The 24,888-nt window shown below is 61.6% G+C and carries 23 protein-coding genes; 8 read left to right on the top strand and 15 right to left on the bottom strand.

Going from position 1 to position 24,888, the window contains the following annotated elements:
- Window positions 1-3 precede the first annotated feature (3 nt).
- The 3 genes from atpA to POI8812_RS04130 all read right to left on the bottom strand — a co-directional run bounded on the left by atpA (window position 4) and on the right by POI8812_RS04130 (window position 3,252).
- A complete protein-coding gene (gene atpA, locus POI8812_RS04140) occupies window positions 4-1,542 on the bottom strand; it encodes a F0F1 ATP synthase subunit alpha (RefSeq protein ID WP_108781231.1) in 1,539 nt (512 codons plus the stop codon).
- Window positions 1,542-2,102: a F0F1 ATP synthase subunit delta gene (locus tag POI8812_RS04135; protein WP_181377182.1), complete on the bottom strand. Its 561-nt coding sequence runs from the start codon at window positions 2,100-2,102 to the stop codon at window positions 1,542-1,544. Before POI8812_RS04135 ends, atpA begins: the two co-directional genes overlap by 1 nt.
- Window positions 2,103-2,481: 379 nt before the next feature.
- On the bottom strand, window positions 2,482-3,252 hold the full coding sequence (locus tag POI8812_RS04130) for a class I SAM-dependent methyltransferase (protein ID WP_108781229.1): 771 nt from the start codon (window positions 3,250-3,252) through the stop codon (window positions 2,482-2,484).
- 61 nt (window positions 3,253-3,313) lie between these two features.
- Between POI8812_RS04130 and gloB the strand changes: the two genes are divergently transcribed.
- Together gloB and speB are read left to right on the top strand one after the other, a co-directional pair.
- Entirely contained in the window at window positions 3,314-4,081 is a 768-nt protein-coding gene (gloB, locus tag POI8812_RS04125) for a hydroxyacylglutathione hydrolase (RefSeq protein WP_108781228.1), read from the top strand.
- 106 nt (window positions 4,082-4,187) lie between these two features.
- Window positions 4,188-5,132 carry an agmatinase gene (speB, locus tag POI8812_RS04120; protein WP_108781227.1) on the top strand — a complete coding sequence of 315 codons (945 nt, stop codon included), beginning with the start codon at window positions 4,188-4,190 and terminating at the stop codon, window positions 5,130-5,132.
- 50 nt (window positions 5,133-5,182) lie between these two features.
- On the opposite strand, the gene POI8812_RS04115 is transcribed toward speB, so the two are convergent.
- Window positions 5,183-6,487 (bottom strand): DUF3422 family protein, encoded by a 1,305-nt coding sequence (locus POI8812_RS04115; protein ID WP_108781226.1) that lies wholly within the window; start codon window positions 6,485-6,487, stop codon window positions 5,183-5,185.
- Between the two features lie 93 nt (window positions 6,488-6,580).
- Window positions 6,581-8,452 (bottom strand): DNA mismatch repair endonuclease MutL, encoded by a 1,872-nt coding sequence (mutL, locus tag POI8812_RS04110; protein WP_108781225.1) that lies wholly within the window; start codon window positions 8,450-8,452, stop codon window positions 6,581-6,583.
- A 191-nt stretch (window positions 8,453-8,643) separates the two neighbouring features.
- Here mutL and POI8812_RS04105 point away from each other — a divergent pair, with 191 nt between their 5' ends.
- From POI8812_RS04105 to POI8812_RS04095, 3 genes are all read left to right on the top strand, one after another.
- Complete coding sequence (locus tag POI8812_RS04105; protein ID WP_108781224.1) at window positions 8,644-10,221, top strand: Re/Si-specific NAD(P)(+) transhydrogenase subunit alpha; 1,578 nt, start codon at window positions 8,644-8,646, stop codon at window positions 10,219-10,221.
- An 18-nt stretch (window positions 10,222-10,239) separates the two neighbouring features.
- Window positions 10,240-11,730 carry an NAD(P)(+) transhydrogenase (Re/Si-specific) subunit beta gene (locus POI8812_RS04100; protein ID WP_108781223.1) on the top strand — a complete coding sequence of 497 codons (1,491 nt, stop codon included), beginning with the start codon at window positions 10,240-10,242 and terminating at the stop codon, window positions 11,728-11,730.
- Window positions 11,731-11,906: 176 nt separating this feature from the next.
- The gene (locus tag POI8812_RS04095; protein ID WP_108781222.1) at window positions 11,907-13,007 is read left to right on the top strand and encodes an alginate lyase family protein; all 1,101 of its coding nucleotides are present in this window, start codon (window positions 11,907-11,909) and stop codon (window positions 13,005-13,007) included.
- A 63-nt stretch (window positions 13,008-13,070) separates the two neighbouring features.
- On the opposite strand, the gene POI8812_RS04090 is transcribed toward POI8812_RS04095, so the two are convergent.
- Entirely contained in the window at window positions 13,071-14,657 is a 1,587-nt protein-coding gene (locus POI8812_RS04090; RefSeq protein WP_108781221.1) for a SulP family inorganic anion transporter, read from the bottom strand.
- A gap of 321 nt (window positions 14,658-14,978) precedes the next feature.
- On the opposite strand from POI8812_RS04090, the gene POI8812_RS04085 reads away from it, so the two are divergent.
- The gene (locus tag POI8812_RS04085; protein WP_108781220.1) at window positions 14,979-15,890 is read left to right on the top strand and encodes a type IV pili methyl-accepting chemotaxis transducer N-terminal domain-containing protein; all 912 of its coding nucleotides are present in this window, start codon (window positions 14,979-14,981) and stop codon (window positions 15,888-15,890) included.
- Window positions 15,891-15,907: 17 nt separating this feature from the next.
- Here POI8812_RS04085 and pth read toward each other — a convergent pair whose 3' ends face one another.
- Window positions 15,908-16,609 (bottom strand): aminoacyl-tRNA hydrolase, encoded by a 702-nt coding sequence (gene pth, locus POI8812_RS04080; RefSeq protein ID WP_108781219.1) that lies wholly within the window; start codon window positions 16,607-16,609, stop codon window positions 15,908-15,910.
- Between the two features lie 91 nt (window positions 16,610-16,700).
- Here pth and POI8812_RS04075 point away from each other — a divergent pair, with 91 nt between their 5' ends.
- Window positions 16,701-17,597 (top strand): DMT family transporter, encoded by an 897-nt coding sequence (locus tag POI8812_RS04075; protein ID WP_108781218.1) that lies wholly within the window; start codon window positions 16,701-16,703, stop codon window positions 17,595-17,597.
- A gap of 58 nt (window positions 17,598-17,655) precedes the next feature.
- On the opposite strand, the gene POI8812_RS04070 is transcribed toward POI8812_RS04075, so the two are convergent.
- Window positions 17,656-18,288, bottom strand: coding sequence for a 50S ribosomal protein L25/general stress protein Ctc (locus tag POI8812_RS04070; protein ID WP_108781217.1), 633 nt, complete (start codon window positions 18,286-18,288; stop codon window positions 17,656-17,658).
- A gap of 121 nt (window positions 18,289-18,409) precedes the next feature.
- Between POI8812_RS04070 and POI8812_RS04065 the strand changes: the two genes are divergently transcribed.
- A complete protein-coding gene (locus tag POI8812_RS04065) occupies window positions 18,410-18,718 on the top strand; it encodes a hypothetical protein (protein WP_108781216.1) in 309 nt (102 codons plus the stop codon).
- Between the two features lie 42 nt (window positions 18,719-18,760).
- Here the strand turns inward: POI8812_RS04065 and POI8812_RS04060 are convergent, their stop codons facing one another.
- The 7 genes from POI8812_RS04060 to POI8812_RS04025 all read right to left on the bottom strand — a co-directional run bounded on the left by POI8812_RS04060 (window position 18,761) and on the right by POI8812_RS04025 (window position 24,823).
- A complete protein-coding gene (locus POI8812_RS04060; RefSeq protein WP_162844878.1) occupies window positions 18,761-19,114 on the bottom strand; it encodes an MmcQ/YjbR family DNA-binding protein in 354 nt (117 codons plus the stop codon).
- Between the two features lie 76 nt (window positions 19,115-19,190).
- Window positions 19,191-20,498: an autotransporter outer membrane beta-barrel domain-containing protein gene (locus POI8812_RS04055; protein ID WP_162844877.1), complete on the bottom strand. Its 1,308-nt coding sequence runs from the start codon at window positions 20,496-20,498 to the stop codon at window positions 19,191-19,193.
- Window positions 20,499-20,639: 141 nt separating this feature from the next.
- Window positions 20,640-21,263, bottom strand: a complete 624-nt coding sequence (locus tag POI8812_RS04045) for a LutC/YkgG family protein (protein ID WP_108781212.1) — start codon at window positions 21,261-21,263, stop codon at window positions 20,640-20,642.
- Window positions 21,260-22,690 (bottom strand): lactate utilization protein B, encoded by a 1,431-nt coding sequence (locus tag POI8812_RS04040; protein WP_108781211.1) that lies wholly within the window; start codon window positions 22,688-22,690, stop codon window positions 21,260-21,262. The genes POI8812_RS04045 and POI8812_RS04040 overlap by 4 nt, the downstream gene beginning before the upstream one ends.
- 103 nt (window positions 22,691-22,793) lie before the next feature.
- Window positions 22,794-23,537, bottom strand: coding sequence for a (Fe-S)-binding protein (locus tag POI8812_RS04035; RefSeq protein WP_108781210.1), 744 nt, complete (start codon window positions 23,535-23,537; stop codon window positions 22,794-22,796).
- A gap of 51 nt (window positions 23,538-23,588) precedes the next feature.
- A complete protein-coding gene (locus tag POI8812_RS04030; RefSeq protein ID WP_108781209.1) occupies window positions 23,589-24,179 on the bottom strand; it encodes an extensin-like domain-containing protein in 591 nt (196 codons plus the stop codon).
- Window positions 24,176-24,823: a GntR family transcriptional regulator gene (locus tag POI8812_RS04025; protein ID WP_108781521.1), complete on the bottom strand. Its 648-nt coding sequence runs from the start codon at window positions 24,821-24,823 to the stop codon at window positions 24,176-24,178. Before POI8812_RS04025 ends, POI8812_RS04030 begins: the two co-directional genes overlap by 4 nt.
- Window positions 24,824-24,888 lie beyond the last annotated feature (65 nt).

The following is a 24,888-nucleotide window of genomic DNA, read 5'->3' as shown; positions in this document are numbered from 1 at the left end:
AGATTAACCGAACGTCTTCGCGAAACCGTCGATGACCGACTTGATCTTGTCCTCAAGATCGCCAGAGACCTTGCGGTCGTTGTCGCGGATGTCGTTCAGCAGATCCTGATGCGAATTGCGCAGCTCGGCCAGAAGGCCAGCTTCGAACGGCTTCACCTGGTTCACAGGCAAATTGTCGAGATAACCTTTGGTGCCCGCATAGATCACGATGACCTGCTCGGCGTTGGTGAGCGGCGAGTATTGGGGCTGCTTGAGCAACTCCGTCAGGCGCGCACCGCGGTTGAGCAGTTTCTGCGTGGAGGCATCGAGGTCGGAACCGAACTGAGCAAACGCCGCCATTTCGCGGTACTGCGCCAGCTCCAGCTTGATCGAGCCTGCAACCGACTTCATCGCTTTCGTCTGAGCGGAGGAACCCACACGCGAAACCGACAGACCGGTGTTTACAGCAGGACGGATGCCCTGGAAGAACAGTTCCGTCTCAAGGAAGATCTGACCGTCGGTGATCGAGATCACGTTGGTCGGAATAAACGCGGAAACGTCACCACCTTGCGTTTCGATAATCGGCAGCGCCGTCAGCGAGCCCGCGCCATTGTCTTCGTTCAGCTTCGCCGAACGCTCCAGCAGGCGGGAGTGCAGGTAGAAAACGTCACCCGGATACGCTTCACGTCCGGGCGGACGACGCAGCAGCAGGGACATCTGACGATAGGCAACCGCCTGCTTGGACAGATCATCATAAACGATCAGGCCGTGCATGCCGTTGTCGCGGAAATACTCCGCCATCGCCGTCGCGGAATACGGTGCGAGGTACTGCAGCGGTGCAGGCTCGGATGCGGTGGAGGCTACAACGATGGAATATGCCATCGCGCCGGTCTCTTCCAGCTTCTTCACCAGCTGCGCCACGGTGGAACGCTTCTGACCGACAGCGTTGTAGACGCAGTAGAGCTTCTTGCTCTCATCGTCGCCAGCCGCGTCGTTATAGGATTTCTGGTTCAGGATCGCGTCGAGTGCCACGGCAGACTTACCTGTCTGACGGTCACCGATGATCAGCTCGCGCTGGCCACGGCCGACGGGGATCAGGGCGTCAATCGCCTTGAGGCCGGTCGCCATAGGCTCGTGCACGGATTTACGCGGGATGATGCCCGGCGCCTTGACGTCCGCGACGCGACGCTCGGTCGCCTCGATCGGGCCCTTGCCGTCGAGCGGGTTGCCCAGCGCGTCGACAACGCGGCCCAGCAGGCCTTTGCCGACGGGGACGTCCACGATGGCGCCCGTACGCTTCACGGTGTCGCCTTCTTTAATCTCGGCGTCAGAGCCGAAGATCACGATACCGACATTGTCGATCTCAAGGTTCAGAGCCATCCCCCGGACACCGCCCGGGAATTCGACCATCTCACCGGCCTGGACGTTGTCGAGGCCATGGGCGCGCGCGATACCGTCACCGACGGAAAGCACACGGCCGACCTCAGCAACTTCGGCGTCCTGACCGAAATTCTTGATCTGCTCCTTGAGGATCGCAGAGATTTCCGCGGCTTGGATTGCCATTATCCGACCTCTTTCATTGCATTTTGCATGGCGGCAAGCTTCGAGCGGATCGACGTGTCGATCATGCGCGAGCCAACCTTTACGATGAGACCGCCGATGATGCTTTCATCGACGGTCGAATTGATTGCGACGTCCTGACCAACGCTTGCTTTCAGTGTTTTGGCCAGCGCCTCGGACTGTGCCTTCGTCAGCGCTTTCGCGGACGTGACCTCTGCGGTGATCTCACCACGGGCGTCAGCAGCCAGCGCCTTCACACCCTTGATGACATCTTCCAGCACAAAGAGACGGCGACGCGACGCCATCAGCGCCAGCGTGTTCGTCACCGTGTTGCCCAACCCCATAGCGGATGCGAGCGCGCGCATACCGCTTTGCTGGTCTTCGCGGCTATAGACCGGAGATGTCGTAAGATCGCGCAGGTCAGCGCTTTCGTTCAGCGCGGCCTGCAAAGTGTCGAGGTCCCCCTCAACTTGGGCCAGCGCGTTCTCTTCTTGTGCAAGCTCGAACAAAGCAGTCGCATAGCGACCGGCGATGCCAGAGACATGAGCGGATGTTGTGGCCAAGGGGCACCCCATCTTTCTAGCAGACCAGCCAGCACATTCACGACATGCCAAATGGTCCGCAGTGGTTCATGGCCACCCGGATGAGCGACCTGCGGAATGAAACTGCGCGGGTGATAGCAGAGGTACTTCCGCAGAGCAACATAAAGACCCATTTTATTAACGCTTTGAAAATATTTATCAAATTCGGTATTCCATGGTATTCCGTGGAAGAAAGCGCATTTTTTTTCGTGAATCCAATGTGCATTTTTTCACATCGGTGCGGCAGAATGCCCCGAATCCGACAGCGAGGAGCCTGCTTCGCGGCCCGATCCAGAAATTCAATGCGGAAAACGTTTTCAGCAAATCGGGAAAACGCTTGCATTTCACCCGGGCGATTCCCTCAGTCGCAGCGATGCCTGCGAGACGGAAGCGGCGTCGGTGCGGGTGCCGGAGCCGCCAGACCGCCCAGCAGGCGGGGCCGCCGCGCCTCTGCCCGGCGCCCGCGAGGCAGCGCATGCACTTCCTTGATCGCCTCGACCAACAGCGCCCCCGCGATCCGATCCGCCTTCATCTTCCGGCCAAGGCGCTCTGCGGTATTTTGCAGTCGCAACATTGAGCGTTTGTGCGATGGCGGCAGAAACAGGGCCGCGCGATGCCCTTCAGGCTCGAACCGGTGGGTGCGCAACTGTGCATCGAGCTGTCCGAAACTGTAGGGACGACCATATCCGAAAGGCGTGACATCCCGCTGCGCCCAGGCGCCGGTGCGGTTGGGCACCACAAAGATCACACGCCCACCCGGGGACAAGACGCGCCAGATCTCCTCAAGCAATGCTGTCGGACGCTCACAGGTCTCCAGACCATGGGCGACGATGATCCGGTCGAAGGCCCCCGCCTGCGCGGGCCAATGCGTCTCCTCGACCAGCGCACAATGATTGGGCTGTCCGGCGGGCCAGGCCATGACGCCCTGCTGGGCCGGCATGAAACTGAGCACACGTTCTGCATCCTTGAGAAACGGACGCAGGAAGGGCGCGGCAAATCCGAAACCGACCAGGCTCTGCCCCGTCAGATCTGGCCACATCTGACGCAAAGCGAATTGCAAGGACGCCTGCGCACCACGGCCCAGCCGGGTGCGATAGTAAAAGCTCTTCAGATCGACGACATCGAGATGCATTGCACTAGCTGCCCGAATGAACCAACGTCACGCACAGTATCGCACCCGGAGGACCCGCACCATGGCGCTCGACATTCAAACCGTTCCCTGTCTCGAAGACAATTACGCCTATATCCTGCGCGACGCTGAAACAGGCAAAGTTGCGGTCGTGGATGCACCCGAAGCCGGACCCTTGATCGAGGCGCTGGAGGCCCGTGGCCTGGGCCTCGATCTGCTGCTGATCACCCATCACCACCCTGACCATATCGATGGCACGGCAGAGCTGCGGGCGAAATACGGGTGCGAAGTGTGGGGCGGGAAAGCCGATGCGCATCGTCTGCCACCGCTCGACCGGGCCCTGGAAGAGGGCGACGATATCGCCGTCGGCGCCTCCACCGGCAAAGTCCTCGATGTCTCAGGCCACACGGTCGGCCATATCGCGTTTCACTTCGCAGGCTCCGACGCGGTGTTCAGTGCGGACAGCCTTATGGCGATGGGCTGTGGTCGGCTGTTCGAGGGAGATGGCCCGATGATGCAGACCACGATGGAGAAGTTTCTGAACATGCCCGACAGCACCATTGTGTATTCGGGGCATGAGTACACACAGTCGAACATGAAATTTGCGCTGACGATCGAGTCACAGAATGCCGACATGCTCGCCCGCGCCACCCGCATCGACAGCGCACGAGAGCGCGGACAGCCCACTGTGCCCTCCTCCCTGGCAGAAGAGAAGGCAACGAACCCCTTTCTGCGCGCGCATGTGCAAAGCGTGAAAGACGCCGTCGGCCTGCCCGATGGCAGCGATGCTGAGGTCTTCACCGAAGTGCGCCGCCGCAAGGACAATTTCTGAACGCAGCGCCGCCTCCGGCGGGGATATTTCAGCCAAGAAGAAGGCTGCCTCTTCTTCTTGGTGACAAATATCCTCCCCGAAGGGCCGACCAGAAGGGGAGCGTGACATGGCCCATGGATATGAGACTGGCAGGCTGGACCTGCCCTTCACCGGGATCGCGACTTTCGGCAAAAGCCCCTGGGTCAGCGATTGGGAGAAGATTGACGCCGACGTGGCCATTCTGGGCGCGCCTTTTGATGGCGGCACGCAATGGCGCAGCGGCACCCGCATGGGGCCAAGAGCGATCCGCGAGGCCTCCACGCTGTTCTCCTTCGGGCATGCGGGCGCTTATGATCACGAAGATGATGTCACCTATCTGCAGAATGTTCGGATGGTCGATATCGGCGACGCGGATATCGTGCATACGCTGACGGAAAAGAGCCACGCCAATATCGAAGCCGGCGTCCGCGCCATTCGCGCAGCCGGAGCTTTGCCTGTCGTGCTGGGGGGCGATCATTCGGTCAATATCCCCTGTATCCGGGCCTTTGACGATCACGGGCCGATCCACATCGTTCAAATCGATGCCCATCTCGATTTCGTGGATGAGCGGCATGGCGTGCGCTATGGCCATGGCAACCCGATGCGGCGCGCGGCGGAGCAGGACTACGTGACCGGGCTCAGCCAGTTCGGGATCCGCAACGTCTCCTCCACCGCGAAGGAAGGGTATGAAGATGCACGGGCGCGGGGCTCTGACATTCTGTCGGTGCGCCAGATCCGCAAGCTGGGCGTGGAAGCCGTGCTGGAGCGGGTTCCGGCCGGGGTGGACTATTATCTCACCATCGACATTGACGGGTTCGATCCCTCAATCGCGCCGGGCACCGGGACGCCCAGCCATGGCGGATTTCTCTATTACGAGGTGTTGGAGCTGATCGACGGCCTGACCAAGCGCGGCAATATTGTCGGGATTGATCTGGTCGAAGTTGCGCCCGACTATGATCAGACGGGAACGACGTCGATCCTCGCAGCCCAAATTTTGCTGAACACGATCGGGCGCATATTTGCCAATCGGTAAGCTTTTGGTTTCGCACGCGAAACCTCAATTTTACCTAATTTGGCAAGGATCTATTCACCCTTTTCCAGACGCTTTCGCATACGGCGAAGGGCGAACCACACGCCTGCAACAACGACCGGCGCGATCAGCGCGAGCAACCAGGCCTTGCCCAGCCCCGCCATCTCCCCAAACGGGGTGAAGAAATAGGCCGCAAGTCCAACCGCGTAATAGCTGATCGCAACAATCGACAGGCCCTCAACCGTTTCCTGCAAACGCAGTTGCAGGGCGGCGCGGCTATTCATGCTTTCCAGCAGTTTGGCATTCTGACGCGCAAGGTTCACATCGACCCGGGTGCGGAGCAAGTTTGCCGCCCGTTCCGTGCGCAGGGCGAGGTCCACCAACCGTCGCTCGGCACTTTCACAAGTGCGCATGGCCGGTTCGTAGCGGCGCATCATGAATTCCGCGAAGGTCTGACCGCCCCCGATACGGGTCTCGCGCAGCACCTCGATCCGCTGGTTCACGATCGCAGCGTACGCGCCACGCGCGCCGAAGCGGAACGCGGTGTCGGCGCCCAATGCCTCGATATCCGCCGACATGGACAGCAGGCGGTCGAGTGCGGCGGCATCGTCACCGTCCTGCGCGCTCATCCCACGGACCAGATCGCTCAACTCCCTGTCCAGCTGCCCGACTTTGCCGGACACATCGCGCGCCACAGGAAGTGCGAGCATGGACGCGCTCTTATAGGTCTCGATTTCCAGCAGGCGCTGCACGATCCGTCCGATCCGGCGAGGTCCGGTAGAGGGACGCGCGAGGACGGCAAAGCGGATATGCCCGCCTTCCTGCATCCGAAAATCACTCATCACCGTGGCGGCACTGTCGAGGACGTGGGATTTTGAAAAGCTCTCTGCCGCGAAATGGGTGCTGAGCCCGTTTTTGACCCGGGCTTTCGCTTCCTGATCGTCGGTTGCGACCTCAACCCGCACAAGGCAGGAGGTCAGCAGACGTCCCGGGGCCTGTTGCAGCCAGTCGGTGGGAAAATGGGCGAACAGTTCCCCCTCGAACGGGCGATCACCCAAACCTTCGGCGAATAGGGTGTAGGTCATGAATTCGGTGTGACGCTCCCATTTCAGGAACGCGCGCCCCAATGGGCCAGACCAGTGATTTGCATCCGGCGCGGGGTGCTGCGCCCCGAACCGGTCGAGCAGCGCGCGCAGGTGGTCCCGCTCTGCCTCACCATCCCGGTTCGGGCCGCCATCGGCCATGATGGCGACATGCGCCGCCCGGCCAGGGGCCTTCAACTCCGGAAACGGACGGGCGTGCAATTCGTTGGAAAGCGCGGCGCGATCGGGCAAATCGGCAATGGCGTGGCTGGGCATGATGTGCCTCCGGCGACTGGTCTGTCCCGGATACATCTAGTGCATACCGCCCGCGTGCAAGGAATACATGGGCATGCGGAATTATACCGAAACTCAGCTCCGCCCGAAGAGCCGCTCGATATCCGTCATCTTCAGCTCGACATATGTTGGTCGACCGTGGTTGCACTGCCCCGAATGGGGGGTCGCCTCCATCTCTCGCAGCAAGGCATTCATCTCTGCCGCCTGCATCCGCCGACCTGTCCGCACGGAGCCGTGGCAGGCGATGCGCGACAGGATCGCGTCAAGCCGCTCCGCCAGTGCGGTGGTGGCACCTGTATCGGCAAGCTCGTCGAGAATATCCGCGATCAGGGCGCGGGCATCGGGCTGGCCCAACAGCGCGGGAACCTCCTGAACCGCGACGGACGCGCCGCCAAACGGCTCAAATCGCAGCCCAAGCTGGGCGAGATCGTCGGCTGCCGCCATCAGGCGTGCCGCGTCCTCTGGCGAAAGCTCCACGATGTCGGGGATCAGCAGCGCCTGAGACACGACGCCGCGCTCTGCCATCTGCCGCTTCAACCGTTCGTAGACCAGCCGCTCATGGGCGGCGTGGGCATCCACCAGCACCATGCCATCCGTGGTCTGGGCGAGGATATAGTTCTCGTGCAATTGCGCGCGGGCAACGCCAAGTGGCAGGTCCGCCGGATCGGCTGGAGCCGTTTCATCCAGAACCCCGGTGGCCTCAGGCTCTTCCATTCGGGCGGAGGACCAGTCACCGTTCTGCAACTCTGCAAAGCCCGGTGCGGGCTGATGATCAGGTGCTTGCATCCGGTAGGAGGCGGAGCGCGCGCCCAAAGACGGGCGATCCATCTGATAGATCGGAGCGCCAGGCGCCGTGGCCGGACGCAGGGCGCCAAGCGTCGCATCACTCACAGTGGTCGAAGCACGATGCCCCGCCCCGGCCAGTGCGTGTCGCAAGCCGCTGACGATCAGGCCGCGCGCTATCCCCGGCTCACGAAACCGCACCTCGGTCTTGGCTGGATGCACATTCACATCCACCCGCTCTGGATCGCAGGTCAGAAACAGGCACGCGGCCGGGTGGCGGTCACGGCTCAGGAAATCGGAATAGGCTGCGCGCAACGCCCCCAGAAGCACCTTGTCGCGCACCGGGCGTCCGTTCACGAACAGAAACTGCGCGACTGCGGCCCCTCGTGAATAGGTCGGCAGTGCTGCAAAACCGGTGAGGGTGATCCCCTCACGCTCCGCATCGATGACGAGTGCGTTGGTCGCGAAATCCCGGCCGAGGATCGCCTCCATGCGTGCAAGATGGGCGTCGATCAAATCGCCCTGATGCCGTTCCACCTTGAATGTCGTCTTGCCGGTGCCGGTGTCGGTCAAGGTGAACGCGACATCCGGAGCGGCGAGCGCCAAGCGCTTCAACACATCGCTGATCGCCTGATTTTCTGCGCGATCCGAGCGCAGGAATTTGAGGCGTGCCGGTGTGGCATGGAACAGGTCCCGCACCTCGACCACAGTGCCACCGCGTAGCGAGCAGGGCGCGACCTCACCCAGCTTGCCGCCGTTCACGTTCAACTCCCACGCCTCGCCCTCTGACACGCGGCTGGCGATGCGCAGACGCGCCACGGCTCCGATAGATGGCAGCGCCTCGCCCCGGAAGCCAAAGGAGTGAATGTTGAGCAGGTCGGTTCCGTCGATCTTGGACGTCGCATGGCGCGACAGCGCCAGCTTCAGTTCTTCGCGCGGTATTCCGTGCCCGTCATCGGTGACACGGATCAGCGTTTTGCCGCCATCCGCGATCTCGACCCCGATCCGGGTCGCCCCTGCGTCGAGCGCATTTTCCACAAGTTCCTTGATCGCACTTGCGGGACGCTCCACCACCTCCCCGGCGGCGATGCGGTTGGAAGCGGTCTCATCCAGCTGCCGTATGGCGCGGCGCGATGGGCTTATGTTGCGGTCCTGAAGGGTCATGCCACTATTTCTAGCAGGGCGCGTCCGAGTCGCCCACCCGGAACCTGCGCGCAAGAACCGAAAAGCCTGCCCCTGCGTAACAGGAAACAAAATTTCCTAATTACGCCACGACTCACGCTGGCCTGACTTTCAAATCCCTGCAGCCTGTGGCATTGCAGCATAAATTTCGCCTGATGAGAGGAGACATCTCCATGAAGATCGGAGCGCTGAAGGAGACATGGCCCGGCGAGGCCCGTGTCGCCATGACGCCGCAGAGCATCGCGCAGCTGACGAAGCTGGGCCATACATGTGTGATCGAAGCGGGAGCCGGTGAGGCTGCGCGGTTCGATGACGCCCTCTATGCCGAGGCTGGCGCGGAGGTCCTGCCGGACGCCGCCGCCGTCTATGCTGCTGCGGACGTGATTTCGAAGGTGCGCGCGCCCGAGATGGCCGAGGTCGCGCATGTGCGCGATGGCCAGACCATCATCTCCTTCATCTGGCCGGCCCAGAATGCTGAATTGCTTGAGGCACTTAAGGCGAAAGGTGCCACGACCATCGCCATGGATATGGTGCCGCGCATCAGCCGTGCGCAGAAGATGGATGCGCTCAGCTCGATGGCCAATATCGGCGGCTATCGCGCCGTGGTCGAAGCCTCGAACAATTTCGGCCGCTTCTTCACCGGTCAGATTACGGCAGCGGGCAAGGTGCCTCCGGCAAAAGTTCTGGTCGTCGGTGCAGGCGTCGCCGGTCTGGCGGCCATCGGTGCCGCGACCTCGATGGGTGCGATTACCTATGCGTTCGACGTACGGCCCGAAGTGGCAGAGCAAATCGAATCGATGGGGGCGGAATTCGTCTTCCTCGATTTCGATGAAGAGCAGACCGACGGGGCAGAGACGGGTGGATATGCAGCACCGTCCTCACCTGAGTTCCGCGAAAAGCAGCTGGAGAAGTTCCGCGAGCTTGCGCCTGAGATCGATATTGTCATCACCACCGCTCTGATCCCCGGCCGCGATGCGCCGGTGCTTTGGACCAAGGACATGGTCGAGGCGATGAAGCCCGGCTCGGTCATCGTGGACCTTGCCGCTGAAAAAGGCGGCAACTGCGAGTTGACGGTCGAAGGTGAGAAAATCGAGACGGCGAATGGCGTCACGATTGTCGGCTACACCGACCTGCCCAGCCGTATGGCGACGCAATCCTCGACCCTCTACGCGACGAACATTCGTCACATGATGGATGATCTCACGCCCGAAAAGGACGGTGTTATCAACCACAATATGGAAGATGACGTGATCCGCGGGGCGACCGTGACCCATGCGGGTGAGATCACCTTCCCGCCGCCGCCGCCAAAGACCAAGGCGATTGCGGCAGTCAAGAAAGAGAAGGTGCCAGAGCCGACCGCAGAAGAGTTGCGCGCGGCAGAGGTTGCGGCCTTCAAACAGCAGACCAAGACGCAAGTGGGCCTGCTCGCAGGCGGTGCTGCCCTTCTGTTGCTGATCGGCTCGATTCCGGGCATGCCGGCGAGCTTCATGCAGCACTTCATCGTCTTCGTGCTCAGCGTGTTCATCGGCTTCCAGGTGATCTGGAATGTCAGCCACTCGCTGCACACGCCACTGATGGCGGTCACCAACGCGATCTCGTCGATCATCATTCTGGGTGCGCTGGTGCAAGTCGGCTCTTCCAGCGGACTGATCGCACTGCTTGCGGCGCTGGCCATCTTCATGTGTGGCATCAACATCTTCGGCGGCTTCATGGTCACGCGGCGTATGCTCGCGATGTTCCAGAAATCGTAAGCGCGGGGAACACGACAAATGGAAAACGCACTTCTCATCGCGGCCTATGTGGTCGCTGCGATCCTCTTCATCCTTTCGCTTGGCGGTCTGTCCGGTCAGGAAAGCGCGAAACGCGCGGTCTGGTATGGCATTGCCGGTATGGCACTGGCCGTGCTGGCCACTCTGATGGGGCCAGGCTCTGGCCTGTGGCTTCTGACGCTGATCCTGATCGGCATGGGCGGTCTGATCGGCTGGCAACTGGCCAACCGGGTGCAGATGACACAAATGCCCGAACTGGTGGCGGCCATGCACTCCCTCGTGGGTCTGGCAGCCGTATTCGTTGGCTTCAACGCACATATCATGATCTCCACCCTGACAGGTGTATTTGCTGAAGAGGGTCTGACCCTCGGCGGAACTGCGGGTGATGGCTATGCCTATGCCTCGCTGGCAGCGTACGAAGGTCTGTCTTCCTTCGGACAGCTGATCGCCAAGAAAACGAGTGTCGAGATTGGCATCCTGCGGGTCGAACTGGTGCTGGGCATCTGGATCGGTGCTGTCACTTTCACCGGGTCTGTCATTGCCTATGGCAAGCTGGCCGGGAAGGTCGACACGGCGGCGAAAAAGCTGCCGGGTGGTCACCTGCTCAACGCGACGGCGGCGGTTCTGTCTGTCATCTTCGCGGCGGCCTATCTGGGCGGCGCGGGCACCTGGGCGCTGATCATCATCACGCTGCTGGCGCTGTTCATCGGCTATCACCTGATCATGGGGATCGGCGGCGCGGACATGCCGGTCGTCGTGTCGATGCTGAACAGCTATTCCGGCTGGGCCGCTGCGGCCATCGGCTTCTCGCTCGGCAATGATCTGCTGATCGTGGTCGGTGCGCTGGTCGGCTCGTCAGGTGCGATCCTCAGCTACATCATGTGTAAGGCGATGAACCGCTCGTTCGTGAGCGTCATCCTCGGCGGCTTCGGCGGCGAGAGTGGCCCGGCGATGGAGATCGACGGGGAAATGGTGGCCACGGATGTGGATGCCGTTGCCAACGCCCTTGAAGAAGCCGACAGCGTTGTGATCGTGCCGGGCTATGGCCTTGCCGTTGCACAGGCTCAGTCCGCTGTGTCCGAGATGACCAAGCGCCTGCGCGCCAAGGGCAAGGAAGTACGCTTCGCGATCCACCCGGTCGCGGGTCGCCTGCCCGGCCACATGAACGTGCTGCTGGCTGAAGCGAAGGTGCCCTACGACATCGTTTTGGAAATGGACGAGATCAATGACGACTTCCCGGAAACGGATGTCGTGATGATCATCGGCGCGAATGACATCGTGAACCCGGCCGCGCAAGAGGACCCGAACTCCCCCATTGCCGGCATGCCGGTTCTGGAAGTGTGGAAGGCCAAGCAGGTCTTCATCTCTAAACGTGGTCAGGGCACGGGCTATTCGGGCATCGAAAACCCGCTCTTCTTCAAAGAGAACAGCCGCATGCTCTATGGCGACGCGAAAGCATCACTGGACGGATTGCTGGCCAAGATCAGCTAAGCGTCAGCCGTCACGAACGGATAAACCGCCCCGGCTTGTCTGGGGCGGTTTTTTTGTGGTCTGTCGTCATCAGTCCTAGCGGTTTGGACTAGTTTATCACCCCAACGGGCTAGGACGCGCGGAATTGTCCTTGTTAGAGTTGTCCCAACGTAACCCTGACAAGGACGGAGGTTTCCATGCGTGCCGTGACGCTCACCACACTCCCACTTTTGGCTGTTCTGGCAGCCTGCGGGCCGCAAACCGCAGGCAGTTCACCAACTGCCTCCATGAGTTTTGCCAGCAGCCAACCGTTTGGAGCACCGTTGCCGGGCTGCTCGGTTGACCGGGACACGCCAACGCCACCATGGGAGATCGTGGATCCAAGGGACGAATATTACGGGGCGGAGACAGATCCGATGTCTACCGCGCTCGATGGGTTCGCAGCAGCCATGCAGACCCTGACGGTGCGCGCCGCCTCCGACCCCGCAGCGGAGGCGCAGTTGCGGCAGAGTATTCTGGCGTGGGCGCGTGCTGACGCTCTGCGCTGGCCACGTGATTGGAACGCTGGCCGCGACAGTGGTCCTGCGACCGTCTACTTCACCGCACACACCATCGCGCCAACGGCCATCGCCTACGGCACATGGAAATCCAGCTTTTCCCCAGACGAGCAGGCAATTGTCGAAGGCTGGCTGGACCGTGTGCTTGAGCGTACGGGCAACAACCCGCGCATGCGGGGCTGGAATGAAAACAAGAAATTTCTCTACGGCGTCGGGCTTATGGCCTACGGCATCGCCGCAGAAAATACAGACGCATTCAACAGGGCCGTGCGTATCTATCAACGTGGCATAGACGCGATGCGCCCTGACGGCTCGATCCCCGGCGATACGGAGCGGGGCGGCAGCGCGATCCACTACGTCAACACCGCTGTTTCATCACTGGTGGCCATGGCGGAAATGGCGGCAGGGCAAGGCGTAGATCTTTATAGCTATGCGTCGGGCGGCACTGATCTTCATGACGCGGTCCGGTATATCGCTGATGCGACCCGCGATCAGGATCTCATCATTCAATATGCGCGCAATTCGGATCCAGATACCGGGTCGTTCCGCGCCTATTCGATCACCAACCAGCGGCGCGATTGGGTCGAAAAGCAAAATGCCAACTGGATCATCTTCTACCATGACCGGTTTCCCGCCCGCTCTGCGCAAGCTGGTTTGATGGCGCTATCATCCTATGCACGCGACCCGAGAAACGAGACACACCCGCCTTCCGGCGCCATTGCCCCGTGCTTTGTCAGGTAGACCCAAACGGGCGGGTGCCGGTCTCAGCACCCGCCCGTCAATAGGGGTTCGCGTGTCGCGCCCTCAATGGGCGACGGGCGCGCCCGGCGGGTTGTCGCGATCGACGAACAGCTCGTATTTCGGATCATGCTCTTCATCGCGCACGACAAGCTGGGTGTAATCCCCCAGACGCTGTGCGCAATCCGGGCTGAGACCGTGGAATTCGAGCGTCTTGCCCTCACGCTGATAGCGCTCCGCCAGGCTCTTGAGCGCATCGACGCCCGACATGTCCCAAACACGGCTTTCCGTGAAATCGGCGATCACGCGCTGCGGATCAGTCTTCGGCGTGAAGAGTTCACGGAACTTTTCAATCGACGCGAACATGACCGGGCCATTCAGGTGATAGGTCTTCACGCTATCATCGTCGGCACGCCAGGTCCGGGCCGAGACGAGGCGGCTGACCCGCCATGAGTGGATGAGGCTCGCCAGAATAATCCCGACAACAACTGCAATGGCCAGATCGGCAATCACCGTCACACCGGTCACAACCACGATCAGTATCGCATCCGATGTCGGCACCTTTCGCATGATCTGGAAGGTCCGCCACGCAAATGTTCCGATCACGACCATGAACATCACACCGACAAGTGCGGCCACAGGGATCTGCTCAATCAGGGAAGAGCCCACGAGAATAAAGGTCAGCAGGGCAAGCGCCGCCACAAGGCCGGAAAGGCGCTGACGGGCCCCAGATGAGATGTTGATCATCGACTGGCCGATCATCGCACAGCCGCCCATACCGCCGAAAAAGCCGGTGACCAGGTTGGCGACACCTTGGGCCACACACTCGGTCGAGTTCCGGCCGCGCGTCTCGGTGATCTCATCAATCAGGTTTAGGGTCAGAAGACTCTCGATCAGGCCAATACCGGCCAGGATCAGGGCGTAGGGCAGGATGATGTAGAATGTTTCCAGCGTGAACGGCACCGTGGGGATCGCGAATGTCGGGAACCCGCCCTCAATGCTCGCAAGATCACCGACCGAACGCGTGTCGAGGCCCAAAACCTCCACAACGGCCCAAACCACAAAGATGGCGACAAGTGGTGCAGGAACCGTCTTTGTGAACCGGGGCAGCACCCAGATGACCGCCATCGCCAGACCGACAAGCGCCAGCATCATCGCCAGCGCGCCGCCGCCCAGCCATTCATGGCCACCATCGGGGGTGCGCACCTGAAACTGCTCCAACTGGGCAAGGAAGATGACAATGGCGAGGCCATTCACGAAGCCCATCATCACAGGTTGCGGCACCAGACGGATGAACTTGCCCCACTTCAAAGCACCGAAAATGATCTGGATGATCCCCATCAGAATGACGGTGGCAAAGAGATATTGCACCCCGTGTTCCGCAACGAGCGACACCATTACGACCGCCAGCGCGCCGGTCGCGCCGGAGATCATGCCGGGGCGTCCGCCCATGATCGACGTGATCAGCCCGACCATGAAGGCCGCATAGAGGCCAACGAGCGGCTCGACCCCGGCTACGAAGGCAAAGGCCACCGCCTCTGGTACCAGCGCCAATGCAACTGTCAGCCCCGACAGGACCTCGATCCGGGCTTGAGAGCCGGACATCTGGAACATCTGTTGGAAATGCCGCTGAAGGATCGGGGCAAGAAGCATGGCGGGACCTGACAAATGGCTGAAAAGGGGACTCAGCGACCCTTTGGTCGCGGATCAGCGCGCCTTGTAGGCTGGATGGCGGCGCAGCGCAACTGCCCCGTCCAGCAACACAAGGCCCTCGCGATAGAGCGCTCAATCACAAGGAGAGTGTGACCTTGCGTCACTCGCGTCAGATTCATAGATTTCAATACTTTAGAGCCCCAAACTGTACCAAAGGATACATTGCAAACGTATACATTGCTCCGCTAAGCAATTTTGTAAGCGGTCTTGTTGGGGGATTTGGTCGCGAAGTCAGTTAGCGCAGAACGGGAACAGACAGCTATGAAATTCGCACTCCTCCTCACCGCAGCACTTGCTGCAGCTCCTTTCGCAAATGCACAGGCTCAGCTCGACCGGGCGGAAGCCGGCGCCTACCGCATTGACCTTGCCGGATCGATGCGCATGCGCACGCAGCGCATGCTGCGCAATGCCTGCTATGTTGCCATGGATGTCGATGTAGAAGGCAACGGCCAGGCCCTGAACGCTGACATTGCCGGGATGACCGAAACGCAAGCGACCTTGCTTGATGGCAACGAAGAGATCGGCCTGACTGCCGAACGCTCCCCCATCATCCGTCGTGAGTTGTCGAATATCGCTGAGACGAACTGGGCCCAGTATCAGATCTATCCGCTCTACATCGCCGCACGCGGCTATGCCGAGGGCACAGAGCTTGAGGACATGGCGCGCATTTCCGGGCGCCTGGTAGAAGAGGTCAACGGGTTGGTCGCATCCATGGAGGAGAAATACTCCCGCGCGTCGGTCCTGCCGGCCGACCAGTCTCGCACGCTCAACGTGATGGGACGCCAGCGGATGTTGTCGCAGCTTCTGGCCGCCCAGCACTGCCTGCTGGCGCAGTCGGATGACCCGATGACGATGCAGGGGGAGCTTGCAGCAACCTTTGCGACGCTGGTCGGTGCTCTGGCAGATCTGCGCACCGGCAATCTGGACAACCGTATTGTCGAACCGCTGCCGGAAGTTGCAACCGTGCTCAACTGCGCGCACGAAACCTTCACCGGGATCTCGGCTATCGTTCAATCCGCCATCATGGGGGAAACCCCGGACGCGGCGAAACTGGCTGAGATGCAGCGGCTCAGCGACCAGATGATGGCGCAGTCCAACGAAGCGTTGCAGATGGCGACAGCCCTGTTCTCAGGCGGGGAGCCGATCGCGGTGCAGAGCTGCACAGCCACCTGATCCATCAATAAGTTAGCCTAGCTGCGAAATTTCGCAGCCAGGCGTTCGAGGGGGGAAAGTGACTTTTCCTCCCCTGCCGGAGGGGGCAGGACCGGGCGTGGAGTGGTTTCACTCTGCGCCCGCTTCGATTTGTCACCCGTAGACGCGCGGGGCGGCGCGGTCCGCAGGGCCACGGCATTCAAGAACTTCCCGCTCTCTCCTGAGGCAAGCTCTGCCGCGCCATCCGATACACCGCGCAGCACATCGTCGAGCCAATCCTGATCCGCCTTGGCAAAGTCACCCAGTACATAGCCGGACACACGGTCCTTATGACCCGGATGACCGATTCCCAGCCGGACGCGCTGATAGTCCGGATCCGCATGTGCGTGGATCGAACGCAACCCGTTGTGACCGGCATGACCTCCGCCGGTTTTCACACGCACCTTCCCGGGCGCAAGGTCGAGCTCGTCGTGAAACACCGTCAGGTCATCTGTCGTCAGCTTGTAAAAGCTAAGTGCCGCGCCAACCGACTGACCGGAATTGTTCATGAAGGTCGTAGGCTTGAGCAACACCACCTTCTGCGTGCCCAGCCGCCCGTCAGAAACCTCCCCCTGAAACTTGGCGCGCCACGGCCCGAACCCGTGATCCGAAGCGATCCGGTCAAGCGCCATGAACCCGATATTGTGCCGGTTGCCGGCATATTTCAGGCCGGGATTGCCCAATCCAGTAAATATCAGCATCGCCCAATCCTCCGACAAACGAACCTGACAGCGACATAGCAAGTCACCCCGCCCCTTTCCACATCACCGCGTTCACGATAGGCCAAGAGACATGCAATCCTGCCGCCTAGACCGGATCGCACCGGTCGGTGTGATATCTGCCTCCATCTGCTTCGGGCTGGTCCCGTGGTTCAGCAAGGGGCTGACCGATGCAGGCCTCGCACCCCATGCTGTCGCCTTTGCGCGCTATGCCTTTGCGGCATTGGTGCTCGGCCCGCTACTGATCCGAGAGCGGACGGCGTGGCAGGCGATCCTCTGGGCGTTGGCCGCCGGGGCCATGATGGGATTGGGCTGGATCGGCTATGTCAGCGCGCTGCAATCATTGCCCGCCGCCACGGTGGGTGTGCTCTACATGACCTATCCCTCGTTCACATTGGCCGTGGCATGGATCGTCTTTCGGGACACCCCGCGCCCTCGGGCCGTCATCGCAGCGGCCCTGATCCTGACAGCCGCAGCGATCGCGGGCGGCGCGGTCGAGTTGGCAGGAGGCGGGCTGCAAACCATGCTGATTGCGCTGACCGCTCCACTGGGCTTTGCAATCGGGATCACCGTGCTTGTCCACCGGCTGGGTCCGCTCAGCGCGCTGGCGAGGGTCGCGGGGGTCTCGCTCGGCTCTCTGATCGGGCTCGCACCATTGATGGCCGGATCCACGATGGTGGAGATCACGCCCCCTACTCCGCTTGCATGGGCCTATCTGGCGGGCATCGGCCTGCTTTCAGCCCTGGTACCGCAATTGATCTATGTGATCTGCTCTCCGCGGATCGGCACCGCGCGCACCGCCGTTTTGGGAAGTGTCGAGCTGCCCACAATGATCGCGGTTGGCTATCTGGCGCTGGGTCAGGCGGTCGGGTTGCGCGAAGCGCTGGCTTGCCTGCTGATTGTGGGGGCGATGGTGCTGGCGCAGCAAGGTGCTGCGACCCCACGCTCGATGGCGGCAGATCGGTCATGAAAAACGCCGCCCTCCAGGGTGGAAGGCGGCGTCAAAGCATTTAGCGATGGGGCGCGGATTACTCCTCGCCGCCCTCTTCGCCTTCGCCCTCTTCACCTTCGTCATCATCAGACTGCGACGCGAGGCCGGACGGCGCCTGGATGTTCGCAATCACAAAATCGCGGTCGGTGATCATCGGGCGCGTGCCCTTGGGCAGCTCGATGTTGGAGATGGTGATGGTATCGCCGACTTCGTAACCTTCGAGGTTCACGACCAGCTGCTCGGGGATGTCCGCTGCCGTCACCTTCAGTTCCACTTCCGGGCGCACGACGGTCAGGACACCGCCCTTACGCAGACCCGGGCAAGTATCTTCGTTCTCGAAGACAACCGGGATGTAGAGGTTGATGCGGGACTTGTCGGACAGGCGCAGGAAGTCCACGTGGGTCGGCAGATCTTTCACGGTGTCGCGCTGAACGGCGCGGCAGATCACCTTGTGGACGGTACCGTCAATCGTCAGATCCATCAGCGTAGACAGGAACTTGCCACGCTTGAGCATCGTGAACAGCTTGTTGAACGGAACGTTGATCGCGATCGGGTCCTGACCGCCACCATAGATCACACCAGGTACCAGACCCTCACGACGTGCTGCACGAGCGGCCCCTTTGCCCGTACCTGCGCGCGACGTGCCTTCGAGAACGAGATTCTCAGCCATCGGCTATCTCCAATATCATATCACGTTTCAATGAGCGGCGATCCTCCAGGGGTGTAAACGCCGCAAGAGGCTGTGCCATAGTCCAGATCAGGTGGAAATTAAAGCGAAAGATTCGAGTTCCGTGTTCAAGCGTCTCCTGCCCTGCATTCTGGCACTCGCCGTGGCCGCACCAATGCCCGCCGCCGCAACCGTAACCTCCGACGAAGGCGTCACTTATGACCAGCAGCGCAACCGCTATGGCGTCGTGCTCAGGGCCGGTGATGACGTAATCTATCTGGGCGTCTCCTGCGATGTGCTGTCAGAGGCGCGGGGCGAGGGAAAATGGGCGACGACCTCTGATCAGGTGATTCTCGATTTCTTCGACCGGTCGCTCAGCCTGCAACCGATCGGACAATTTGTCGGACGCGACATTGCGGAATGCGCGCTCTGACCGCTTCGGATTGGGCCAAATACCCATGCGCTGCAGGTGCTCTCAACGCGCTGGGATATCCGCCTGCGCCGCTTTCGTCAGGGTCGCGCGGACCGCATCATAAGATGTCTCGATCCGTTCCTTAAGATCCGCCTCATCTACATCCTTCAAGGAAAAAGCCGCCCACCCGCCGCGCGGCAGATGCGGCGCTTTCTCGGCGGCGCCGATCTCGATCAGGAAGGCGGCCGTCTCGGCATCCTTGCATTTGAGCGTCACGCGCCCTGTCTTATCTGCGAAGATTGCGAACACCTTCGCCTTCTGTCCCGGTCCCACTTTGAACACATGGGCGCCCATCCACTGGACAACCATCCACGCGCCGGGCAGCGATCCTGCGTGATCTTCCAGCGCTTGTGTCATGGGCCGCCCTCCTTTTGTGCGGGGACAGAATGTGAACATCCCGCCCCCGCTGTCAACGAAGGACCGTCGCGCTGCGTTAGAACCGCAGGTCGTAGCGCAGGCTGACACCGTATCTGCGGACATCGTTCGAGATTTCCGCCGCGCTGAAATCCGCGCTCAGCGATCCTGCCCCCGCCTGCATCGAGAACCCGGCCTCCAATCGTGGGGAGATGCCATCCGACCGGCTCGTCCCGTTGTCGAACTCCCATGCGTCGAAGCCGATGGCGACATAGGGGTCAAACGCACCACGCGTCTCGAAATCGACACGGCTGCCGACACCCAGCGCATATTGTGAGATATCCTGCGCCGCCAATGTCCCCGCCGCGTCGATATCCTCCTGAAAACCGGACAGGTTCAGGAAGGGAGAGACGATATACCGGCTCTGCGGAAAGCGGCCCGACACACCCAGCGAATAGGTCAGACGCGACGCATCCGCCGACACCCCACCGCCAAAATCATAGTCTGGACGGCCGTAAAGGATGAAACCGTTCAGATTCAGGTTCTGGTGCTGATAGGCAAAATAGGGCCCGGCGACAAAGGCTCTCGCGTCGACATTGCTGCCACCTGAGTTCAGATCAAGGGTGCCGTAGCTGCCTGCCAGACCCGCGGTCAGGGCATCTGTGACCTGACGCTGAATGCCAAAGGTTAGATCCAGTCCCGTCCCCTCCGTCGTTCCATCATAGGTCGAGGCGCTGAACGCAGCCCAGGCCTCAAAGCCGGAAAGGCCGTCAGGATCACTGATCGGCGCCTGGAAATAGAGACCGCCGTCGCCGAAGGGCCGGATGGGCTGTTTGGTAAAGCCAGGCGCACCTGCGATTGCGTTGCGGATCGCTGCACCGACGTTGAAACCTTGCGATTGGCCTGTGGCCTGTGCAGCAATTCCAAGCAATTGCTGACGCAGGTTGTTAACCTGCGTGATTGTGGGCTGTGTCGTGCCACCACCTGCTGCGGCTGCGGCACCTCCGCCAGCGCCAGCACCGCCACCACCACCGCCTCCCGCGCCGGCAGCCGAACAGGACACCGTCGCGGTGATTGGCGTCGTGAACGAGGCATTTCCAATCGAGATGTTGAACCCGTTCTCAGCCGCCGCCGCCGTGAGCGAGCAAGTTGTCCCGCCGCAGAGCGTAAAGCCAGCAGCGCCGCCGCCACCCAAGCGGCCTGTCATGGTTCCGCTGGTGGTGACTGTCAGCGTTTCACCCGCTTGCAGGTCATAATTCTGGGCAAAAAAACCACCGACAGCGATGTTATTTGGGCCGGAGGCCGCCGTCGCGCAGGTCAGGGCCTGCGCATAAACAGCGGAAGAAAAACTCATCGCCGCTGCGATCAGCGCGGGGAGCATTCGCATGATACGTATCCTTCTGGTCGCATGTCGCGATCCAGCTTGCGTGTCGTCCGATTGCCCACCGAGATACTTAACTCATCAAAGTGAGGTGTAAAGAGACGATGCTTTCGCAGGTCTGCCGTCTAGGAGGTCTGCAGGGCCGCGTTACTCCACCCCACCTGCGACCAAAAAGACATGCAGCGCCACCGGTCCATGTGCGCCCAGCTGGAGCGTCTGCCCGATATCGGCAGAGCGCGACGGCCCGGTCACAAAATTGACTGTGCGCGGATCATGACCAGCGGCACGCAGTCCCGCGAAGACATCCTCGAACCCCGCCTTTACATCACTCTCTTGCAGCACTGCGAAATGCGTCTCGCCCAGGAAGGTAAGCGTCACCGGATTGTCAGGACCGGAGAGCAGCACCAGTGACCCCGTCTCCGCCATCCCGAAGGTCGCACGGGACAGGGTTGCGGGCTCCTCTATCCGGCCGGGCCCGTGAGAGACCTGAAGCCCACCGAAATCGAGGTGGGCAAAGTCGGGATCTGCGCCCATTCGGATCGCCGCAGGCAAGTTGCGCTGACGCAACTCGTCCGCCAAGGCAGCCGGAAGCGCCTCAAAACTGTCGAGGCGCGACAAGGTCGCAGAGGCCGCCTCGACCTGAGCGCAAAACCTCTCGATCCGCGCGGCCCCTTCGAGGGAGGCAATACCGGGAACCGGTGCTGCCAAATGCTCTGCCGCGGGCGCCTCGGCCTTTCGGATTCGGCTCAGAATTCTGTCCCGCGCACTCATCGCTGCGCCCTTTTATATTGCGCCATGAACGTGTCGCCTTGGGGTGCTGGCATATCCCTTGAACCAGTCCAACCACCGGCCAACGGGACGGAGGCGAGCTTTCCGCGACCGCGCCCCATCACACGCAGCGCGGCCATGCCCATCCGCGTTCCCAGACGATAGAGCGCGGGCCGCCGCGCGAACCACGCCCAAACGCCCAGGCCCCACCGGGTCGCCCCAGGGGTCAGCTTCTTTTCGAACTCTCGTTCCCGCCAATGGCGCATCATCTTGGGCAAGGGGATGCGCATTGGGCAAACATCCTCGCACCGCCCGCAGAAGGTCGAGGCGTTGGGCAACTGCCCGCCCTCCTCCACGCCAATCAGCGACGGCGTGAGGACCGATCCCATCGGACCGGGATAGACCCAGCCATAGGCATGTCCGCCGACCGTCTGATAGACCGGGCAATGGTTGATGCAGGCCCCGCAGCGGATGCAGCGCAGCATGTCCTGAAACTCGGTGCCCAGCATGTTGGAGCGGCCATTGTCGAGCAGGACGACATGGTATTCCTCCGGCCCGTCCGGGTCCTCCGCCCGCCGTGGCCCGGCACTCAGCGTGGTGTAGACGCTCATGTCCTGCCCGGTGGCAGAGCGGGCGAGGATCCGCAGGACCGTGCCCGCATCCTCCATCGTCGGCACGATCTTCTCGATTGAGGCCATGACGATGTGGACCTTGGGCAGGCTCTGGCTCAGATCACCATTGCCCTCATTGGTGACAATGATGCTCTGCCCTGTCTCGGCGATCAGCATATTGGCGCCAGTGATCCCGACCTCTGCCTCGAAATATTTGGCGCGTAACTCGCCCCGCGCCTCCGCCAGAAGCGTGTCGAGGCCCGACAGGTCGCGCTCTGCATCCAGATGCGGATGCGCCTCCATGAAGGCGTCGCGCACTTCGGGCACCGTCACATGCACGGCAGGCGCGATGATGTGGGAGGGATGCTCACCGCGCAGCTGGATGATGTATTCGCCCAGATCCGTCTCGACCGGCTTGATTCCGTGGGCCGCAAGGTGGTCGTTGATCCCGCATTCCTCCGAGATCATCGTCTTACCCTTATTGACGGTTTTGGCACCCGCCTGCTCGCAAATGTCGAGGACGATGGCCCGCGCATCCTCCGCCGTCTCAGCCCAATGCACATGGCCGCCAGAGGCTGTGACCTTGGCCTCATACGCCTCCAGATAATCGCCCAGATTGGCGAGAACGTGGTTCTTCAGATCCCGGCCCGCATCACGCAGCGCATCAAACTCGTCTGGCCCCAGCTTGGCGCGCGCTGCCGCCCGCCCGTTGACGAAACCGTTGCGAGCGCCACGCAGGGCCGATTGCAGGTTCTCATTGGCCAAGGCCTGCCGCGCGTTGGCTTTGAACTGCGGGGTGGTCGGGTTGTCGAGGCTCATGCACAGCCCTCCGACCAACATGCCCCGGACTTGATCCGGGGCCGGGTTGCCATCTGGGAATGGCCCAGGATCAAGTCCGGGGCATGTAGCGCGGTAATTCCCATCACTTCCCCTCCCCAATCGCAGGCGTGTCGGTCATCCCCGCCAGCACCTCGACCACATGGCGCACCTCGATCCCTCGACCCTCACGACTGGCCTTGCCTGCCATGTTCATCAGACACCCCAGATCACCGGCCAACAGCATCTCGGCCCCGGTCTCGGTCGCGTTTCGCACCTTGTCCCCCACCATGCTGGTCGAAATATCGGGATATTTCACACAGAACGTTCCGCCGAACCCGCAGCAAACCTCCGCCTCTTCCATCTCCCGCACGGTGATCCCGGCAGAAGCGAGCAGCGCGCGCGGTTGCTCCTTCACCCGCAGCGTGCGCAGGCCCGAACAACTGTCGTGATACGTCGCCAGACGCGGCACGTCCGCCGCAACGCTCGTGATGCCCAGCACGTCGGTCAGGAAGCTTGTGATCTCATGCGTCTTGGCCGCCAACGCCTCGGCCCGTGGCACCCAGGCCTCCTCCACCATCTGCGGATAGTCCTTTACGATCGTCCCCGTGCACGAGCCTGAGGGCGCGACGACATAATCGTACCCTTCGAATGCGCGGATCACATCCTGCGCAATCTTTGCCGCCGTCGCCCGATCCCCAGAGTTCCACGCCGGTTGTCCGCAACAGGTCTGCGCCTCGGGCACCTCAACGGTGCAACCTGCCTCTTCAAGTAGTTTTATCGTGGCAAAACCGACACTTGGCCGGAACATATCCACAAGACAGGTGACAAACAGCGCGACTCGCGGCATCTCAAAACTCCGAAATTGGTAAGATTACCTTACCACATCAGCCGAAAAGCACTAGCGGCAAAATGTGCCGCCGCCATATTCATCGGTGACATCGAAGTGCAGATGGTCGCGATGGGCCGCGTTGTAGTTGGGCCCGAGCACGGTGTTGAACGGCCCGCAGGCCCGCCCAGCGGCCTCCTGCAGGATGGTTGAATTCGTCCAATCCGACAGCACGCTCAAACGCCCACCATCCGCAAAGCCAAGCGCCGAGATGTCAATCGCCTGGCCCAGCGCATGGTTGCTCAAACGCCGCGTCCGTGTGCCATTGCGATTGCGGCAGGCAAAGCTTGCGACCGTGACGATCTCGGTCACCTGTCGCCCGTCGCGCGCGGCGGCCACTTGAAGACCCCCTTCGGCCCAATCCGCAAAGGCGCGCGCCGTCCGACAGGTCATCGTCGGACGCCCGGCCACAGTGATCCCAGCCACACCAGAAAGACGCACCGGGTCCGCCATCCCACACGCCCCCGGCCCCGTCACCGGAACCTGCGCCGTCCCGACGAGACGCGGATCACCGCAGAGCGCGCCCGCGACCGGTCCCCGCTCCACCGGCACATCCGCCGTGCATCCGGCCAGGATCAACAAAGCCAAAAGAGATCGCCTCATCGCGCCAACATCCTCAACCCGCCGGTCACATCCGCCCGCACAGCCAAACGCAGACCCGGCTCATCCCCCGCCTTCAGCGCGGCAATGATCTTCATATGATGATCGACCGCCTTGGTCTGCTGCTGCGTGGCATACATCGCCCGCAAGGTCGGGCCTGATTGCAACCAGACCGTCTCGGTCAGGGCCAGCATCGCCGGCGCCTGCGCCCGCAGATAAAGCGAGCGGTGAAATTCCATATTGGCACGCACATAGCCAGAGCGCGCACCCTCACTGACCAGCCGCTGAATCTGCCCGTTGATGTCCTGCAACCGCTCGATCAGCGCCATGTGGGCGCGCGGCATGGCCCGTGCCGCCAGTTCCGGCTCCAAAAGCGCACGGATGGCGGCAAGCTCCTCGATCCGCTCATTGGTCAGGGCGGGGGTCGCGATCCGGCCCGATTTCGACAGTGTCAGCGCCCCTTCCGCCACCAGCCGCCGCAACGCCTCGCGCACCGGGGTCATGCTGACGCCAAGCTCGCTGGCAATTCCACGCAGGGTCAGGCTCTCGCCCGGCTCAATCTCGCCATGCAGGATCCGGTTGCGCAGGCTGCGATAGACCCGCTCATGCGCAGGCCCCGGTCCGTCGATATTCCGCTTGTCACTCATGGCCGGACTGTCCGTCAGTGTGATCACAAAATCAAGCACGGGCCCGCGTCTTCTTGGCCAAAATA

Origin of the sequence: Pontivivens insulae (genome assembly GCF_900302495.1) — a bacterium.
Classification (GTDB): Bacteria; Pseudomonadota; Alphaproteobacteria; order Rhodobacterales; family Rhodobacteraceae; genus Pontivivens; species Pontivivens insulae.
This window is presented reverse-complemented; position numbering and strand designations above follow the sequence as displayed.

What these genes read in the sequence shown, in the direction of transcription:
- atpA (WP_108781231.1), bottom strand. Translation starts at nt 1,542, where the DNA reads ATGGCAATCCAAGCCGCGGAAATCTCTGCGATCCTCAAGGAGCAGATC.
- POI8812_RS04130 (WP_108781229.1), bottom strand. Translation starts at nt 3,252, where the DNA reads ATGCATCTCGATGTCGTCGATCTGAAGAGCTTTTACTATCGCACCCGG.
- gloB (WP_108781228.1), top strand. Translation starts at nt 3,314, where the DNA reads ATGGCGCTCGACATTCAAACCGTTCCCTGTCTCGAAGACAATTACGCC.
- speB (WP_108781227.1), top strand. Translation starts at nt 4,188, where the DNA reads ATGGCCCATGGATATGAGACTGGCAGGCTGGACCTGCCCTTCACCGGG.
- POI8812_RS04115 (WP_108781226.1), bottom strand. Translation starts at nt 6,487, where the DNA reads ATGCCCAGCCACGCCATTGCCGATTTGCCCGATCGCGCCGCGCTTTCC.
- mutL (WP_108781225.1), bottom strand. Translation starts at nt 8,452, where the DNA reads ATGACCCTTCAGGACCGCAACATAAGCCCATCGCGCCGCGCCATACGG.
- POI8812_RS04105 (WP_108781224.1), top strand. Translation starts at nt 8,644, where the DNA reads ATGAAGATCGGAGCGCTGAAGGAGACATGGCCCGGCGAGGCCCGTGTC.
- POI8812_RS04100 (WP_108781223.1), top strand. Translation starts at nt 10,240, where the DNA reads ATGGAAAACGCACTTCTCATCGCGGCCTATGTGGTCGCTGCGATCCTC.
- POI8812_RS04095 (WP_108781222.1), top strand. Translation starts at nt 11,907, where the DNA reads ATGCGTGCCGTGACGCTCACCACACTCCCACTTTTGGCTGTTCTGGCA.
- POI8812_RS04090 (WP_108781221.1), bottom strand. Translation starts at nt 14,657, where the DNA reads ATGCTTCTTGCCCCGATCCTTCAGCGGCATTTCCAACAGATGTTCCAG.
- POI8812_RS04085 (WP_108781220.1), top strand. Translation starts at nt 14,979, where the DNA reads ATGAAATTCGCACTCCTCCTCACCGCAGCACTTGCTGCAGCTCCTTTC.
- pth (WP_108781219.1), bottom strand. Translation starts at nt 16,609, where the DNA reads ATGCTGATATTTACTGGATTGGGCAATCCCGGCCTGAAATATGCCGGC.
- POI8812_RS04075 (WP_108781218.1), top strand. Translation starts at nt 16,701, where the DNA reads ATGCAATCCTGCCGCCTAGACCGGATCGCACCGGTCGGTGTGATATCT.
- POI8812_RS04070 (WP_108781217.1), bottom strand. Translation starts at nt 18,288, where the DNA reads ATGGCTGAGAATCTCGTTCTCGAAGGCACGTCGCGCGCAGGTACGGGC.
- POI8812_RS04060 (WP_162844878.1), bottom strand. Translation starts at nt 19,114, where the DNA reads ATGACACAAGCGCTGGAAGATCACGCAGGATCGCTGCCCGGCGCGTGG.
- POI8812_RS04055 (WP_162844877.1), bottom strand. Translation starts at nt 20,498, where the DNA reads ATGCGAATGCTCCCCGCGCTGATCGCAGCGGCGATGAGTTTTTCTTCC.
- POI8812_RS04045 (WP_108781212.1), bottom strand. Translation starts at nt 21,263, where the DNA reads ATGAGTGCGCGGGACAGAATTCTGAGCCGAATCCGAAAGGCCGAGGCG.
- POI8812_RS04040 (WP_108781211.1), bottom strand. Translation starts at nt 22,690, where the DNA reads ATGAGCCTCGACAACCCGACCACCCCGCAGTTCAAAGCCAACGCGCGG.
- POI8812_RS04035 (WP_108781210.1), bottom strand. Translation starts at nt 23,537, where the DNA reads ATGCCGCGAGTCGCGCTGTTTGTCACCTGTCTTGTGGATATGTTCCGG.
- POI8812_RS04030 (WP_108781209.1), bottom strand. Translation starts at nt 24,179, where the DNA reads ATGAGGCGATCTCTTTTGGCTTTGTTGATCCTGGCCGGATGCACGGCG.
- POI8812_RS04025 (WP_108781521.1), bottom strand. Translation starts at nt 24,823, where the DNA reads ATGAGTGACAAGCGGAATATCGACGGACCGGGGCCTGCGCATGAGCGG.